The organism is Ferrovibrio sp. (genome assembly GCF_036381655.1).
Classification (GTDB): domain Bacteria; phylum Pseudomonadota; class Alphaproteobacteria; order Ferrovibrionales; family Ferrovibrionaceae; genus Ferrovibrio.
This window is the reverse complement of sequence record NZ_DASVCJ010000065.1, coordinates 222075-237629: the sequence shown is the minus strand read 5'-3', so window position 1 is coordinate 237629 and position 15555 is coordinate 222075. Positions and strand designations below refer to the sequence as shown.

The window sequence follows — 15555 nt, the reverse complement described above, 5'->3', positions numbered from 1 at the left end:
TGACCTCCTACCAGCAGGGATGGTGAATCTGATTCGTCGAAAACCCGAAACCCAAAACCGGCGCCGACTCACAAAGGACTCACCACCGTCTCAAACAGGTCCCAAGACACGATTCAGAGACATCGAACTACGCTCTAGCCGAGGATTCGCCGGATCCGTTGCTTGGCGAGAGGCCGCAGCCCATCAGGCATGCGCGACGGATGGCTCGCGATGAGAGGCGATATTTTCAATATACCATTGATAGGTTTGCCGCAGACCATCTTCGAGTGATGTCTGCGCCTGCCAGCCCAGGCCGCGCAGGCGGCTGACATCCACCACCTTGCGCGGTGTGCCGTCCGGCTTGCTTTGATCGAACACCAGCTCGCCATGAAAGCCGGTGACGCGGCCAACCGTCTCGGCCAGCTCCCGAATCGTGACTTCACGGCCGGAGCCGAGATTGATGATATCCTCATCGGAGTAATGCTTCATCGCATGGACGATGCCATCGGCGGCATCGTCGACGAAGAGGAATTCGCGCAGAGGGGAGCCGGTCCCCCAGATTTCCACCGCGTCCGCGCGCTCCTCGATGGCGCGATGGAACTTCGCGATCAGAGCCGGGATGACGTGACTGCCCATCAGGTCGAAATTGTCGCCGGGGCCGTAGAGGTTCGATGGCATGACCGAGATGAAGTTTCGGCCGTATTGGTACCTATAGGCCTGAGCAAGCTTGATGCCGGCGATTTTTGCCACGGCATACCATTGATTGGTCGGCTCGAGCGGGCCCGAGAGCAATGCCGATTCCGGGATCGGCTGAGGCGCCATGCGTGGATAAACGCAGGACGATCCGAGGAAGGTCAGCTTCTCGACGTCACAGCGATGGGCCGCGTCGATGATATTCGCCTCGATCATCAGGTTGTCGTAGATGAATTCCGCCGGCTTGGTGTCGTTGGCATAGATGCCTCCCACCTTGGCTGCGGCAACGAAAACAGCCTGGGGACGCGTTTCCCGCATCCATCGATCGACCTGCTCCCTGGAGCGGAGGTCGACCTGCTGGCGCGGCGCCGTCAGGATTTCGCAATCCTCCGCCGCCAGCCGTCGCACCAGCGCGGAGCCTACCAGGCCGCGATGGCCGGCTACCCAGACCCGTTTGCCGGCCAGAGCGTAATTTTCCTTACCAGGCATTGGCATACTCGCTGTGTTGCAGGCCGATGCGATCGGCCTCGACCATTTCGGCGACCAGCTGCTCGAAACTGGTCTTGTGACGCCAGCCGATCTTGCGCTGCGCCTTTTCCGGATCGCCAAGTAGGAAATCGACTTCGGTCGGCCGGTAATAGATCGGATCGACGGCGACAAGGATGTCGCCGGTGCGGTTGCAGATACCTTTTTCGTCCACTCCCTTGCCTTCCCAGACGATCTCGCGGTCGATATGGCGGAAAGCCAGCTCGACGAATTCGCGCACCGAGTGCACCTCGCCGGTCGCCAGAACGTAGTCGTCCGGCTTGTCCTGCTGGAGGATGCGCCACATGCCTTCGACGTAATCCCGGGCATGGCCCCAATCACGCTTGGAATCGATGTTGCCGAGATACAGGCATTTCTGCAGGCCCTGCTCGATGGCGGCAACGGCGCGCGTGATTTTGCGGGTCACGAATGTTTCACCGCGGATCGGTGATTCGTGATTGAACAAAATACCGTTCGAGGCATGCATGTTGTAGGCCTCCCGGTAATTGACGGTGATCCAGTAGGCATACAGCTTGGCGGCAGCGTAGGGGCTGCGGGGATAGAACGGCGTCGTTTCCCGCTGCGGAATCTCCTGCACTTTGCCGAACAGCTCTGAGGTGGATGCCTGGTAAAAACGCACCCTGTCCTCCATCTTCAGGATACGGATGGCCTCCAGGATGCGGAGGGTGCCGAGCGCATCGGTGTTGGCCGTATATTCCGGAGTGTCGAAGCTGACCTGGACGTGGCTTTGCGCGGCCAGATTGTAGATTTCCGTCGGCTGCGTTTCCTGGATCAGGCGGATGATATTGGTTGAATCCGTCATGTCGCCGTAATGCAGGAAGAACCGAACACCCGATTCATGCGGATCCCGATAAAGGTGATCGACGCGTTTGGTATTGATTGATGACGACCGCCGTTTGATTCCGTGGACGATATAGCCCTGATCGAGCAGGAATTCCGCCAAATAGGCACCGTCCTGCCCGGTAGCGCCGGTAATGAGTGCAACTTTGTCGGCCATGAGAACGTCCTCTGTTATGATCCGGTCTTAGGGAGTGGCGTCAGGCGTCTTTGCGCCGGTCCGCCGATCCAAGGGGCGTTTCCTCAAATGAATGCGATCCGCTGAGCGACCGTCTTCCACGAGTAGGTTTGCAACACATGATCCCGTCCGCCTTCGCCCATGCGAGCCAGGCGCTGAGGATCTGAGATGGCATCGAGAATGGTTGCCGCAAGCGCCTGCGGATCTGCTTCGTCGACCAGGAAGCCATACCGGCCGTTGTCGGTGATTTCCGGCAGGCCATTGCGCCACAAGCCGATCACCGGCGTGCATGACAGCAGGGCCTCAAGGTAGACCTGTCCCCACGGGTCGTTCAGCATGGGCTGGACCAGCAGGCTCGCCTCGCGGTAGAGCCGCTGCAATTCTTCCCAAGGCAGATGTGCGCGGAACGTGATGCCTGGCTCGTCCGGCACGAAGGGGCGGCTGCGCTGATCGCCGACGATGGTGAGCTGCAGGTCGGGGCGATGCTTGCGCGCAATACGGAAGGCCGCCAGCAGCAGCTCACCGCCCTTGGCCACGAATAGGTGTTTTGCCACGAACAGAAGATGCGGCCGGCTGTAGTCCTTGGCGCCGTTGAACGGCTCGATTTCGCCCATGCCGGAACCTACGGCGGTGACCTGCTCTGCCGGGATGCCGTAATGATCGATGATATGGTCCCGAACATATGCGCCGAACGTGAAAATATGGGCGGCACAGGACAATGACTTATGTTCGAGCAATTCGAAGGCTTCGACCGCGCGGGCGCTATAGCGGTTCCGATCCGGGCGGTGTTGCAGCGATAAAGACCAGGTATGGTCGCAGTACAGATAATGTCTGGTGCCGTCCTCGGCCTCTGTCGGCAAAAGATCCATGCTACCGGTATGCAGCGCATCCTGGATGCCCAAACTGGCCATCGCCGCCGCCAGCCGCGCCGCAGCCCGGCGGCGCGCCGGCAGTGTTCGCAGGACGGCCTCGCGGCTCCGCGGCGTGCCATACCCCATCAGGCTGAAATGGGTTGCCAGCAATGCCTGCTCGCCGCGCATGGCGCCGGTCCCCACACCGGCCACCGCGATTCCGAGGGCCTTCAGTTGCTGGCTCAGGTTGTAAGGCGCGGCAGACCATGTGCGGCGGTCGAGCGGGTCACCGAAGACGCTGCTGACCGCAACGCGCTCAAAACGCTTCTGAACGCCAGATGTCATTGGGACAGTTCGGGCTGCTTCGGCTGTCGCAGTCACAGTGGACCCTCGGGAGCATGAGGCGGGTGGTCAGCATAGAACCCCAGTGAAGGGGTGGTTTGCCAGTGATCAACCTGTGACTGATCGGCTGAAAAATATGGTATGACATGGCGTTAGCAGGAATCGGGTCGACGTTGGCTTGCGACGGGACAAGATAGGCTTCATCGCGCCAGAGTCGAAAAAAGAAAGGCCGGCGATTGCGCCGGCCTTCCTGCGGATCAGGAAATTCCCGCTGGTCTACTTGGAATATTTTTCGATGAGGCTGAGAGCGTCGTTATAGAGCGTCTTTCCGTCGAAACCTCTCTTGTTCATATCCGCAATCCATTCCGCGATCACGGGTTCCGCCGCCTTGCGGAAGCGTTCGGCCTCGGCGCCGCCGATTGAGGTGAATTGTCCGCCGGCTTTCTTCGTGATCTCGTAGCCGTCAACATCGGCCTGATCCCATATCCTTCCCGCTTCCTGCGACAGTGCGGCGCCGGAATTGTCATCGATGGCCTTTTTCAGATCGGCGGGCAGGCTGTCGTATTTCCGCTTGTTCATCGCGAAGATGAAGACCGAAGTATAAAGCCCGTGCTTACCATCGAGTTGGGCGTGATATTTGGTCAACTCATGAACACGCAGCGGAACGATGACTTCATACGGCACCACGGCACCATCGATGACATTCTTCGACAGCGCCTCCGGGACCTGGGGTACCGGCATGCCGATCTGGGTTGCGCCGAGTTCTTCCAGCATCTGTCCGACCCGCCGGGTGGGGGCGCGCAGCTTCAGGCCTTTCAGATCTTCGATCTTTGTTACGGCCTTCTCGCGCGTGTGAATCAGGCCGCGCGCATGGACGTGGAAGGCGAGCGGGTGTACGTCGGCGAATTCCTTCTGCAGGTGCTTTTCATAGAATTCATACAGGGCCCGGCTGGTTGCAGCCGCGGTCGTGATCATGAAAGGCAGCTCGAAGACTTCCGAGGTCGGAAAGCGCCCGGGGGTATAGCCGGGCAGTGTCCAAGCCGCATCGATGACGCCGTCCTTGACCTGATCGTAAAGCTGCGGCGGTTTGCCGCCGAGTTGCATCGCCGGATAGATCTCTATCTTGAGCCGGCCATGGGATGCCGCCATTACCTTTTTCGCCCAGGGCTCGAGCAGCCCGACTTGTGCAGTCGACTGCGGCGGCAAGAAGTGTTCCACCCGCAGCGTGATCTGATCGGCGGCCTGCGCCGGAGATAGCGGCTGAATCAGCCCCAAAATGGCAGCACTGCATAATCCCGCAAATGTGCGAATAGCGGACATGGCATTTTCCTCCCTTATCCTGCCTAGGTTTCCCGATTGCAGAGCAATGGCGTAATTTGCTCGTTACTTCTCGCCGTCGCCATACAGCGATCTTGAGGATCGGTTGTCAGCTATGTCAATAATTGCATGTCAAACCATCGGTGGAAAAAGCTGATCGCGGCGGAGATACTGCTCCGCTGCAATGCAGGAGGAAAAAGACGCCGGATGAATGCTTGCGACGCCCTATCCCGTGCGGGCGATGCAACGGGAAGGGCCTAGCGCCTTCGCTTGCAAGCAATTTCGAGGGGGGATGAGGATGGCCAGCGATCGAGATACGAGATCAGGGAGCGTTTTAGAGCGTGCCATCGGGCGGGGATGTGTCGCGCTTGCCCTTTTTGGCGGACTGGTTCTGGCGGGTGTTGCGCTGATGACGGTGGTGAGTATTGCAGGTCGCGCCACATTTTCAGCGCCGGTTCCCGGTGACTTCGAATTGGTCGAGCTTGGTACCGGCGTCGCAATCTTCTGCTTCCTGCCATATTGCCAATTCACGCGCGGCAATGTCTTTGTCGACATTTTCACGGCTGGCTTGTCGCCGCGGGCGCAGTCCAGCCTCGACTTCGTCAGCAATGTTCTTTACACGCTGATCGCCGGCCTGCTCGCCTGGCAGTTGCTGCGTGGCGGACTGGAAATGCGCGGCTATCAGGAAACCACCATGGTCCTGCAGATACCGGTCTGGCTCGGCTATATCCCGGCCGTGTTGGGGACCGCGTTCCTTGCCATCGTTTGCGCCTTCACCAGCTGGCGCAGCATTCGGGAAGTGCGAGCCGGGATTCATCCGGAAGGCGCGAGGATACCGGAATGAGCGGCGTCGCAGTCGGTATTGCGGGTTTCGGCATCATGTTCGTGATGCTGGCCGTGCGGGTTCCCATCGGCCTTGCCATGCTGACCGTTGGAATGGCCGGTTACACCGTGCTGAACGGCTGGCTGCCATTATTGAGCTATCTCAAGGCCGCGCCGTTCCAGCTTTTTTCTAGCAACTCCTTATCGGTCATTCCGCTATTTCTGCTGATGGGCCAGCTTGCCAGCCGAGCCGGACTGAGCCGGGCATTGTTCCGGGCAGCCTATGTCTGGCTCGGGCATTGTCGTGGCGGGGTCGCTATGGCTGCCATCGGATCCTGTGCCGGGTTCGGTGCGATCTGCGGCTCGTCTTTGGCCACGGCTGCGACCATGGGGCAGGTTGCCTTGCCGGAACTTAGGCGTTTCAAGTATTCCGGGGCGCTGGCGACCGGCACGCTGGCTGCCGGTGGCACGCTGGGTATCCTCATTCCGCCCTCGGTGATTCTGGTCATCTACGCCATTCTGACCGAGCAGAATATCGCCAAGCTGTTCATTGCCGCCTTTGTGCCGGGAGTTCTCGCCGCGGTCGGCTATATGATCGCAATCGCCGTTTATGTCCGCGTCAATCCGGAAGCGGGACCGGCCGGCCCGCGGACAAGCTGGGCCGAGCGGCTTGAAAGCCTGCGCGAAACCTGGCCAGTGCTGATGATCTTCGCTCTGGTCATCGGCGGCATCTATCTTGGCTGGTTCACGCCCACCGAAGGGGCGGCTGTCGGTGTGCTTGGCACCGGTGTGATGGCCTTCACTCAGGGCGGCATGCGCTGGTCCGGGTTTCTGGAATGCCTTCTCGAGGCGGCACGGGCGACCGCGATGATTTTCCTCATCCTGCTTGGCGCCGATTTGCTGAATGCCTTCTTGGGGTTGAGCCGGCTGCCGATGGAGGCCGCTTCTGCGATTGGCAATAGCGGTCTGCCGGCCTATGCCGTCTTGCTCGCCATCCTGCTGCTGTATCTGGTGCTGGGCTGCTTGATGGATAGCCTTTCGATGATCCTGTTGACCATCCCGATCTTCTTTCCAGTGATCATGGCATTGGATTTCGGCATGACGCCTGAGCATACCGCGATCTGGTTCGGCATTCTGGCGCTGATCGTAGTGGAAGTCGGGCTAATCACACCGCCAGTCGGCATGAACGTCTTCGTCATAAACGGGATGGCGAAAGGCGTTTCGATGGGAGAGAGCTTCCGCGGGGTTGTGCCGTTCCTGATCTCGGATTTCATCCGCGTTACCCTATTGATCCTGTTTCCGGCGATTACGCTTTTTTCCATCGATCTCCTATTCTAGGGAGTGATACCATGCGCATCTGCCGCTTCAATCAATGGCGCTGATCGGCCGGGCAACGTCTTCCAGAGTTCGGCGTTCGGCGGCGACGCCGAAGATCGCCTGGATGATTCCGGCGGTCACCATGAGCAGCGCGCCGAGAAGATAACCGATCAGCACTTGATCGCGTGATCCGCTTTCGATCAGGACGCCGAACAGGGCAGGGGCTGCGACTCCGCCCAATCCGGTACCCACGGCATAGAAGGCGGCGATAGCCAGAGCGCGGATTTCCAAAGGGAAGGTTTCGCTGACCGTCAGATAGGCGGAGCTGGCAGCTGCCGAAGCGAAGAAGAAGACCACCATCCAGGCTATCGTCTGGGTCGTCCCGTTGAGCACGCCCTGCTGGAACAGAAATCCACTGATCGTCAGCAGCAGCCCCGAGATGATGTAGGTGGCGGCGATCATCGGCCGGCGGCCGACCGTGTCGAACAGGCGGCCCAGCAGCAATGGGCCGAGTACATTCCCGGCAGCGAAAGGCAGGATATACCAGCCGACATTTTCCGCCGCCACGCCGTAGAAGTCGGTCAGCACCAGCGCATAGGTGAAGAAAATGGCGTTGTAGAAGAAAGCCTGCGCCACCATGAGACTGAGGCCGACCAGAGCGCGCCGGCAATGCACGCCAAACAGAACCGTCGCGATTTCGGCCAGTGTGGCATGATGGCGCTCGCGCAGCTGGAAACGCGGTGGGCCGGCGTTCGGCAGCTCCTTTCCCCGCTGCGCGATGGTCCGTTCAATGCTGGCGACGATTTCCTCGGCATGGTCCGCCCGGCCATGGGTCAGCAGCCAGCGCGGACTTTCCGGAATCCAGCGGCGCATGAACAGGATCGGGATGGCAAGTACGGCGCCGATCAGAAAGCAGGCCCGCCAGCCGATGTCGGGGCCGAGCAGATGCGGATCGAGCAGCAGGATCGATCCGGCCGCGCCTAATGCCGCGCCGATCCAGAAACTGCCGTTGATCGCCAGATCCGACCAGCCGCGCACCCGGGCGGGCAGCAATTCCTGAATCGCGGAGTTGATCGCCGTATATTCGCCGCCGATGCCGGCGCCGGTGATGAAGCGCAGCAGCGCGAAGCTCCAGATATCGGTGGTAAACGCGGTTCCCGCCGTTGCCAGGCCATAGGTAGCCAGCGTGATGAAGATCAGCTTGCGGCGGCCGAGCCGGTCGGTAAGCCAGCCGAACAGGATTGCGCCCGATACGGCGCCGGCCAGATAGGCGCTGTTCGCCAGGCCGACCTCGGCATTGCTGAATTGCAGGGAGGCGCTTTCCTTGAGCACGCCGGAGACTGCGCCGGCCAGCGTGACCTCGAGACCGTCGAGAATCCAGGTTACGCCAAGAGCGACGACGACCAGGACATGGAAACGGTCCCAGGGGAGCCGGTCCAATCGCAGCGGAATATCCGTCTTGATCGTGCGCATCCCGCGACCAGCCTCTCGTGCCCCTCTCCCTGGGGAACCCTAAATCTCCAATCATGGCGATTTTTGGGTGGGTGAACCGATGGGCTTGCCAGCCGAAGGACATTTGTTATACTGCATAACAATTATCTTATAAGCAGATACCGTCATGCGTCTGAATCCGGTTGAACGACCTGTCCTCCCCGACCTTGGCCTGCCGCCAAGCCTGGCCGTCGAATTGCACGGTGAGATAGCGATATTGCGCCTCAAGCGTGCGGAAAAGCGCAATGCGCTCGACAATGCGACGGTGCGCGGCCTGCATAGGTTTTTTGCCGCACCGCCGGAAGGGGTGAAGGCCGTCATCATCGATGGCGACGGTCCGCATTTTTCCGCTGGACTCGACCTGTCCGCAACCCAGGAATTGTCGGCGACCGAGGGGGTCGGACATTCGATGATGTGGCACGAAGCCTTCCGCCATATCCAGTTCGGCAAGGTGCCGGTCATATCCGTGCTGCATGGCGCGGTAATCGGCGGCGGATTGGAATTGGCTGCGGCGACGCATATCCGCATTGCCGAACCGTCGGTGTTCTATGCCTTGCCGGAAGGGCAGCGCGGCATCTTCGTTGGCGGTGGCGGCTCGGTACGTATTCCGCGCCTGATCGGAGTTGCCCGCATGATGGACATGATGCTGACCGGCCGCGTCTACGATGCTGCCGAGGGGCATGCCATTGGTCTGTCGCAATATCTGGTCGATGAGGGCGAGGGGATGGTCAAGGCCATGGAGCTGGCGAAAAAGATCGCTGGCAATGCGCCGATGACCAATTTCGCGGTCATGCATGCCTTGCCGCGCATTGCCGAGAGCGGCCCTGAAGCCGGCTATATGATGGAAGCGTTGATCTCGTCCATTGCTCAGGCCGACACCGAGGCAAAGACGCGTATTCGCGATTTCCTGGAGAAACGGGCCAGCAAGGTACGCTAGTGGGTTAAGAAATCCGCCGTCCGGTGGGCGGCGGGCGTTGTCGTTTATCGGAAAGGCTGAAGCGGCACAGATTGCTCCTGATCGGCTTTTCATCACGCAATGGCATAATTCAGCCATCGTTGCCAACCAGAGGATTGCCAATGTCGCCTAACCTGCCCGGATTGACCATTGCTTTTGAAGACATCTGGCTGGTCGACGGCGTCCGAACGCCGTTTGCCGATTACATGGGACCGCTGAGCGATATCTCGCCTATCGACCTCGGCATCAAGGTGGCGCGCGAGGTCTTGAAAAAAAGCGGCATCCCGGCGAACGACATCGGCACCGTAGTTGCCGGCAGCATGGCGCAGGCTTCCTATGACGCTTACATGCTGCCGCGTCATATTGGCCTCTATGCCGGAGTTCCCATCGACGTGCCGGCGCATCTGGTGCAGCGCGTCTGCGGTACCGGGATCGAGGCGATCCTGCAGGCCTCATCGCAGATCAAGCTCGGGCAGACGGAGGTCGGGCTTGTCGTCGGCACCGAATCGATGAGCCGCAATCCGATCGCCGCCTACAGGCACCGCAACGGCTTTCGCATGGGCCAGGTGGAGTTCAAGGATTTCCTCTGGGAGGCGCTGATCGACCCGGCGCCCGGCATCATGATGGGCGATACCGCCGAGAATCTGGCGCGCGAATATCAGATCACCCGCGAGCAAGTCGACGAGTATGCCGCCGAAAGCTTCGAGCGGGCCCTGAAGGCGAGGGAAAGCGGATTCCTGGCCGGGGAGATCACTCCGGTGGTCAGCGAGGAATTCGCATTTGACGGCTACAATAAGCGCGGCATCAAGCTTGACCGCAAGACGCCGGAGGTGAAGGAGGATACGCATATCCGCCCGTCGCCGCTGGAGACTTTGGCCAAAATCCGGCCAGCCTTCGGAGGGGTGCAGACCGGCGGCAACTCCTCCGGCGTGGTGGATGGCGCCGCGGCAGCCATCGTCGCTTCCGGCAGCTATGTCAGAGACAATAACAAGGTGCCGCTGGCGCGCATCGTTGCCGGCGCCAGTGTCGGCGTGCGCCCGGAGATCATGGGGATCGGGCCGGTGCCGGCGATCCAGGCCGTCTGCGCCAAGGCGGGTATTACGATCGATGATGTCGACCGCGTCGAGATCAATGAGGCTTTCGGCGCTCAGGTCATGGCCTGCATGCGGGCGCTGAACCTCGATCACAAGAAACTCAATGTCAATGGTGGCGCCATTGCCATCGGGCATCCGTTGGCGGCGACGGGCGTGCGGCTGTCGGTCACCGTTGCCCGCGAATTGCAGCGCTCCGGCCTGCGCTACGGCATTGCCTCAGCCTGCATCGGTGGCGGGCAAGGTATCGCGCTGTTGGTGGAAAACCCGGGCGCCGTTACGCTGGCTCACTGATCCGGCGCTTTCTCCCGGCCGGGTCAAGGGCGGCGACCAAACAGGTCGTCGCCCTGCTTTTGGTTGTCAGGATAACGCGGCAAGCTTGCCGAGCTGCTCGAGAAGAAGCTGCTTGTTTGTGCTTCCCAGAGCCTCTTCCAGCCGCCGCTCATGCTGGGCGATCAGGTGCTGGTAGGCCTCCTTCAGGAAAACCTCGCCTTTAGGGGTGAGGTAAAGGGCATTTGATCGCCGATCTCCCGGCGCAGCAGCCCGCCTCGCCAATTTCCGCTGTTCCAGCTCGTCCAACAAGGCGACGAAATTGGCGCGGTTGATCCCAAGTGCTTCGCTGACACGCGACTGTTTCAAACCTGGGTTGGCGCCGATGATCGCCAAAACGGAGAATTGCGCCGGCCGCAGATCGAAATCCTTCATGCAATGGAGGAAGTCCTGGAAAACGGCTAGCTGCGCGCGCCGCAGGGAATAGCCGAGCAAGCCTTCGAGGCAGCCCAGAGAGATATCATTGCCGCCGTTCGTGGCGAACTCACGCTCGGTGCCGGCAGCGCTTTCTGCACCGCTGGATGCCGTTTTCGGCTTGGTGACGTTGCGGGTCGTCCTCAAGGCCTGCCCTCTATGAATACGGCCGCCTCATGGGCGGCGAATCGCTTGCCGACCGTGAGGCGGAAACTCCTGGCGGTTTAGAAGAAAAGGAGGGCCTTGGCAATGGATGCGACAGATTCGAGAAAATAGTATATGTTAATTGTTGTATAATATAATCAAATCGTATGGCCGGCTTGATATTGACCGGTAAAGGCAGCGACGGTATCTATCGAAAGATAGTTTGAGGGCAAACTAATATGAAGACAAACATTTACCGCATCACGGTCGAATGGGGAGATGCCGATCCTGCCCGGATTGTCTTCTATCCGAAATACTTCACCTGGTTCGACGCGGCAACGCGGCATCTTTTCGTCAGCGCCGGTTTCAAGATACCCGATATCTACGATCAGCATGGCGTCATCGGCATGCCGATCGCCGAAGCGAATGCCAAATTCCTGGCACCATCGAAATTCGGCGACGAACTCGAAATCCAGAGCGGCGTGAGTGAATGGAGCGAGCGGTATTTCGTCGTCAGCCACAGGATCTTCAATGCCGGAACGCTGAGCGTCGATGGCTACGAGAAGCGCGTCTGGGCCGCGGCGCATCCGGAAAAGCCCGGTCGTCTGAAAGCACTGCCGGTGCCTGAAGAGATTCGTGCCAAGCTTTCCTGAGCTTATGCCAACGCCATGCGAATGCCTTCCGCCGCATAAAGCAGCGGCGACAGGTAGCGCTGGCGCATTTCCTCGACGCTGATGCGGGAAGCATGGCCGCTGATGTTCATGGCGGCTAGAACGCGGCCCGCCTGGTTGCGGATCGGCACGGCAATCGAGCGCAGTCCGATTTCCAGCTCCTGATCCACCAGGGCATAGCCGTTATGTCGTACCTCGGCGAGGATATTGCGCAATGCCGCAGGGTCCGTGGCGGTATGTGGCGTCAGTGACTCGAACATGGCGCGCTGAAAATAAGCGTCAAGCTCGGCCGGACGCAGATCGGCCAGCAGGACGCGCCCCATCGAGGTGCAATAGGCTGGCAGCCGCGAGCCGATACCGAGTGCGACCGACATGATGCGCTTGGTCGGTACGCGAGCGACATAGACGATATCGCAATCCTCCAGGACGGAGATTGAACAGGATTCGTTCACGCGCTCGGTAAGCTGCTCCATGAAGGGCTGGGCCCTTTCCCAGATATGCTGGGAGGTAAGGAATGCAAAGCCGAGTTCGAGCACACGCGGGGTCAGGCGGAAATACTTGCCGTCTCCGGCGACATAGCCCAGTTCGCATAGGGTCAGCAGATAGCGTCGGGCGGCGGCCCGCGTCATGTCCGAACGCCGGGCCACCTCGCTCAAGGTCATCTCGTCATTGTCGCGGTCGAAGGCGGTGATCACGCGTAAACCGCGGGCCAGCGATGTCGAGAAATCGCGCGCGTTGATCCCGATTGACAAGCCTGCCTCCCCGCCTTGTAATGTTGGATATACATATTATCGTGCGTTAAACGAACAAAAAGTCAAGCCAATGTCGTCCATCACGACGATTTGAGGCAAGATGGTTGAGTGCAGGGATCTGACCTGCATCAGCCGGGAGGAAGGGCACAATGACGACGGTGATCGGCTATAAGCGGCCGGCGGCGGGTACGCAGCCGGATTATCTGCACCCGCCTTATCAATCCTCGATCAAGCGTGCCCCAAGCAAGCCGCTGGTCCTATTGCCGCATACGCTGTCCGAAGTGACCGGACCGGTTTTCGGCCATGACCGCATCAACCCGACCGACAACGATCTCACCAAGCAGCATGCCGGCGAGCCGATCGGCGAGCGGATCATCGTATCCGGCCGGGTTCTCGACGAAGATGGCCGGCCCGTGCCGCATACCCTGATCGAGATCTGGCAGGCGAATTCGACCGGCCGGTATTGCCATGCCAACGACCAGCATGACGCGCCGATCGATCCGAATTTCACCGGCTATGGCCGTACGCTCACCGACGAGGAAGGCCGCTATCGCTTCATTACCCTGAAGCCGGGCGCTTATCCCTGGCGCAACCACCACAATGCCTGGCGGCCGCAGCATATCCATTTTTCGCTCTTCGGCCCGAGCTTCATGACGCGGCTCGTGACGCAGATGTATTTTCCCGGCGATCCGCTGCTGCCGTTCGATCCCATCTTCAACTGCATGACCGACCAGCGGGCCCGCGACAGCATGATCGCGTCCTTCGACCTGGAAAGCACCATTCCCGAATTCGCGCTCGGCTATCGCTGGGATATCGTCCTGCGTGGCCGTAATGCGACGCCGTTCGAGAAATAAGCAAGCGGATTTCAGGATATAAAGCCATGGCGTTCATTCCCACTGCCTCGCAGACAGTTGGCCCTTATCTGCATCTCGGCCTGACTCCCATCACGATTGCCGATATCGCCAAGGACGCGACGCGCGGCGAGAAGATCGTCATCTCCGGCCGCGTGCTCGATGGCGAGGGCCAGCCCATTCCGGATGCCCTGATCGAATTCTGGCAGGCCAACGCGGACGGTAAATACGCCCATCCGGAGGATACGCAGGACAAGCCGCTGGATGGCAATTTCCTCGGCTTCGGCCGTATGCCGACCGATAAGGAGGGACGCTTCAGCTTCTCCACCATCAAGCCGGGTGCCGTGCCAGGACCCGGCAATACGCTGCAGGCGCCGCATATCGTGGTCTGCCTGTTCATGCGTGGCATGCTCAAGCACCTCTACACCCGCATCTACTTTTCCGACGAGGCAGCCAATGCCGACGACCCGGTGCTTGGCCTGATCGAAGACGCGCCGCGTCGTGACACCCTCATCGCCAAGCGTCAGCCCGGAAAAGCGGAATACCGCTGGGATGTGGTGATGCAAGGACAGGACGAAACCGTGTTTTTTGATTGCTGATCGGCTCCGCTGACGCGATCATATCGCTATGACAGATTCCGGCGGTTTGCTTGATTCGCTGTTCATCGGCGGCCCTGCGCGGGGTTGGTTTTCCGACCAGGCCCGCCTGCAGGGTATGTTGGATTTCGAGGCGGCGCTGGCGCGGGCTGAAGCCAAGGCTGGCGTCATACCGCAGGCGGCTATCGCCGCCATCGTGGCCGAATGCGAGGCGACGCGGTACGACATTGGAGCTCTTGCCGAGGCGACGGCAAAGGCCGGCAACCCTGCAATTCCCCTGGTGAAAGCGTTGACGGCCAGAGTGGCGCAGCGGAATGCGGACGCCGCCCGCTATGTGCATTGGGGCGCAACCAGCCAGGATGTGATGGACACCGGTTTGGTGCTGCAGTTGCGCCAGGCGATCGGTGGTATCGAGGCGGAACTGGCCCGACTGTCTTCCGCTTTGGCTGATCTGGCGCAGACCCATCGCGATACACCGATGGTGGGCCGGACATGGTTGCAGCATGCACTGCCGATCACATTCGGCGTGAAGGTCGCAGGCTGGCTCGATGCCATGGAACGTCACCGCCAACGCCTGCAGGACATGAAGCCGCGGCTTCTGGTTTTGCAGTTCGGCGGTGCCGCAGGTACATTGGCCGCTTTGGGCGACAGAGGCCTTATCGTTTCTGCCGCTTTGGCTGAAGATCTCGAGCTTGGCCTGCCGGCCATGCCCTGGCATGCGGCGCGCGACCGCGTCGCCGAATTCGGCACGGTGCTGGGGCTTCTGGTCGGCAGTCTGTCGAAGATCGCGCGCGATATAGCGCTGTTGATGCAGACCGATATCGGCGAGGCTTCCGAGCCGTCCGGCGAGGGGCGCGGCGGGTCTTCCACCATGCCGCATAAACGCAATCCGGTCACGGCAGCCGTTGTTCTCGCCGCAGGCAACCGGGCACCGCAGCTCGTGGCGGGCTTGCTCAGCGCGATGACGCAGGAGCATGAGCGCGGTCTGGGCGGCTGGCATGCGGAGTGGATGATTCTGCCCGAACTCGTTCAGGTCGCATCTGGAGCGCTGACTCACATGGCCGATACCATCACCGGTCTTGAGGTCGATGCCGACCACATGCGCGCCAATCTCGATGTGACGAACGGACTGATCATGGCGGAGGCCGTGATGATGGCTCTGGGCTCCAAGATCGGCCGTCTGGCCGCGCATGACCGGATCGAAGCGGCATCCCATCGTGCCATCGCCGAACGGCGCCACCTGCGTGACGTACTGAAGGATGATGATGTGGTAACGCAGCATCTTGGCGGAGAATTGGACCGGCTGTTCGATCCGCTCGGCTATATCGGCGTTGCACCCGCCTTGGTCGATCGTGTGCTGGCGGCCCGCCGCAAATAA

Annotated in this window: 15 protein-coding genes; 8 read left to right on the top strand and 7 right to left on the bottom strand. The window is 60.4% G+C overall.

The window, feature by feature from the left end; translation table 11 throughout:
• Positions 1-183 precede the first annotated feature (183 nt).
• The 4 genes from fcl to VF194_RS14955 form a co-directional block, all read right to left on the bottom strand.
• Entirely contained in the window at positions 184-1161 is a 978-nt protein-coding gene (fcl, locus tag VF194_RS14970; RefSeq protein ID WP_330891981.1) for a GDP-L-fucose synthase, read from the bottom strand.
• Entirely contained in the window at positions 1151-2215 is a 1065-nt protein-coding gene (gmd, locus tag VF194_RS14965; protein WP_330891980.1) for a GDP-mannose 4,6-dehydratase, read from the bottom strand. Before gmd ends, fcl begins: the two co-directional genes overlap by 11 nt.
• Positions 2216-2298: 83 nt before the next feature.
• Complete coding sequence (locus VF194_RS14960; protein ID WP_330891979.1) at positions 2299-3465, bottom strand: glycosyltransferase family 4 protein; 1167 nt, start codon at positions 3463-3465, stop codon at positions 2299-2301.
• Positions 3466-3702: 237 nt separating this feature from the next.
• The gene (locus VF194_RS14955) at positions 3703-4746 is read right to left on the bottom strand and encodes a TRAP transporter substrate-binding protein (RefSeq protein WP_330891978.1); all 1044 of its coding nucleotides are present in this window, start codon (positions 4744-4746) and stop codon (positions 3703-3705) included.
• 295 nt (positions 4747-5041) lie between these two features.
• Here VF194_RS14955 and VF194_RS14950 point away from each other — a divergent pair, with 295 nt between their 5' ends.
• Positions 5042-5587, top strand: coding sequence for a TRAP transporter small permease (locus VF194_RS14950; protein ID WP_330891977.1), 546 nt, complete (start codon positions 5042-5044; stop codon positions 5585-5587).
• Between the two features lie 35 nt (positions 5588-5622).
• The gene (locus VF194_RS14945; RefSeq protein ID WP_330891976.1) at positions 5623-6903 is read left to right on the top strand and encodes a TRAP transporter large permease; all 1281 of its coding nucleotides are present in this window, start codon (positions 5623-5625) and stop codon (positions 6901-6903) included.
• A 27-nt stretch (positions 6904-6930) separates the two neighbouring features.
• Here the strand turns inward: VF194_RS14945 and VF194_RS14940 are convergent, their stop codons facing one another.
• Positions 6931-8355 (bottom strand): MFS transporter, encoded by a 1425-nt coding sequence (locus VF194_RS14940; protein WP_330891975.1) that lies wholly within the window; start codon positions 8353-8355, stop codon positions 6931-6933.
• 145 nt (positions 8356-8500) lie between these two features.
• Here VF194_RS14940 and VF194_RS14935 point away from each other — a divergent pair, with 145 nt between their 5' ends.
• Both VF194_RS14935 and VF194_RS14930 read left to right on the top strand, forming a co-directional pair.
• Positions 8501-9310, top strand: coding sequence for a crotonase/enoyl-CoA hydratase family protein (locus VF194_RS14935; RefSeq protein WP_330891974.1), 810 nt, complete (start codon positions 8501-8503; stop codon positions 9308-9310).
• 140 nt (positions 9311-9450) lie between these two features.
• On the top strand, positions 9451-10713 hold the full coding sequence (locus VF194_RS14930; protein WP_330891973.1) for a thiolase family protein: 1263 nt from the start codon (positions 9451-9453) through the stop codon (positions 10711-10713).
• Positions 10714-10779: 66 nt separating this feature from the next.
• On the opposite strand, the gene VF194_RS14925 is transcribed toward VF194_RS14930, so the two are convergent.
• Positions 10780-11310 carry a MarR family winged helix-turn-helix transcriptional regulator gene (locus VF194_RS14925; protein WP_330891972.1) on the bottom strand — a complete coding sequence of 177 codons (531 nt, stop codon included), beginning with the start codon at positions 11308-11310 and terminating at the stop codon, positions 10780-10782.
• Between the two features lie 236 nt (positions 11311-11546).
• Between VF194_RS14925 and VF194_RS14920 the strand changes: the two genes are divergently transcribed.
• The gene (locus VF194_RS14920; protein WP_330891971.1) at positions 11547-11960 is read left to right on the top strand and encodes an acyl-CoA thioesterase; all 414 of its coding nucleotides are present in this window, start codon (positions 11547-11549) and stop codon (positions 11958-11960) included.
• Positions 11961-11962: 2 nt separating this feature from the next.
• On the opposite strand, the gene VF194_RS14915 is transcribed toward VF194_RS14920, so the two are convergent.
• Positions 11963-12730: an IclR family transcriptional regulator gene (locus VF194_RS14915; RefSeq protein WP_330891970.1), complete on the bottom strand. Its 768-nt coding sequence runs from the start codon at positions 12728-12730 to the stop codon at positions 11963-11965.
• Between the two features lie 149 nt (positions 12731-12879).
• On the opposite strand from VF194_RS14915, the gene pcaH reads away from it, so the two are divergent.
• Genes pcaH through VF194_RS14900 form a run of 3 tightly spaced genes read left to right on the top strand, consistent with a single transcriptional unit; the run spans position 12880 to position 15555 of the window.
• Positions 12880-13584 (top strand): protocatechuate 3,4-dioxygenase subunit beta, encoded by a 705-nt coding sequence (gene pcaH, locus VF194_RS14910; RefSeq protein WP_330891969.1) that lies wholly within the window; start codon positions 12880-12882, stop codon positions 13582-13584.
• A gap of 26 nt (positions 13585-13610) precedes the next feature.
• Positions 13611-14180, top strand: coding sequence for a protocatechuate 3,4-dioxygenase subunit alpha (pcaG, locus tag VF194_RS14905; protein WP_330891968.1), 570 nt, complete (start codon positions 13611-13613; stop codon positions 14178-14180).
• Between the two features lie 28 nt (positions 14181-14208).
• Positions 14209-15555 carry a 3-carboxy-cis,cis-muconate cycloisomerase gene (locus VF194_RS14900; protein ID WP_330891967.1) on the top strand — a complete coding sequence of 449 codons (1347 nt, stop codon included), beginning with the start codon at positions 14209-14211 and terminating at the stop codon, positions 15553-15555.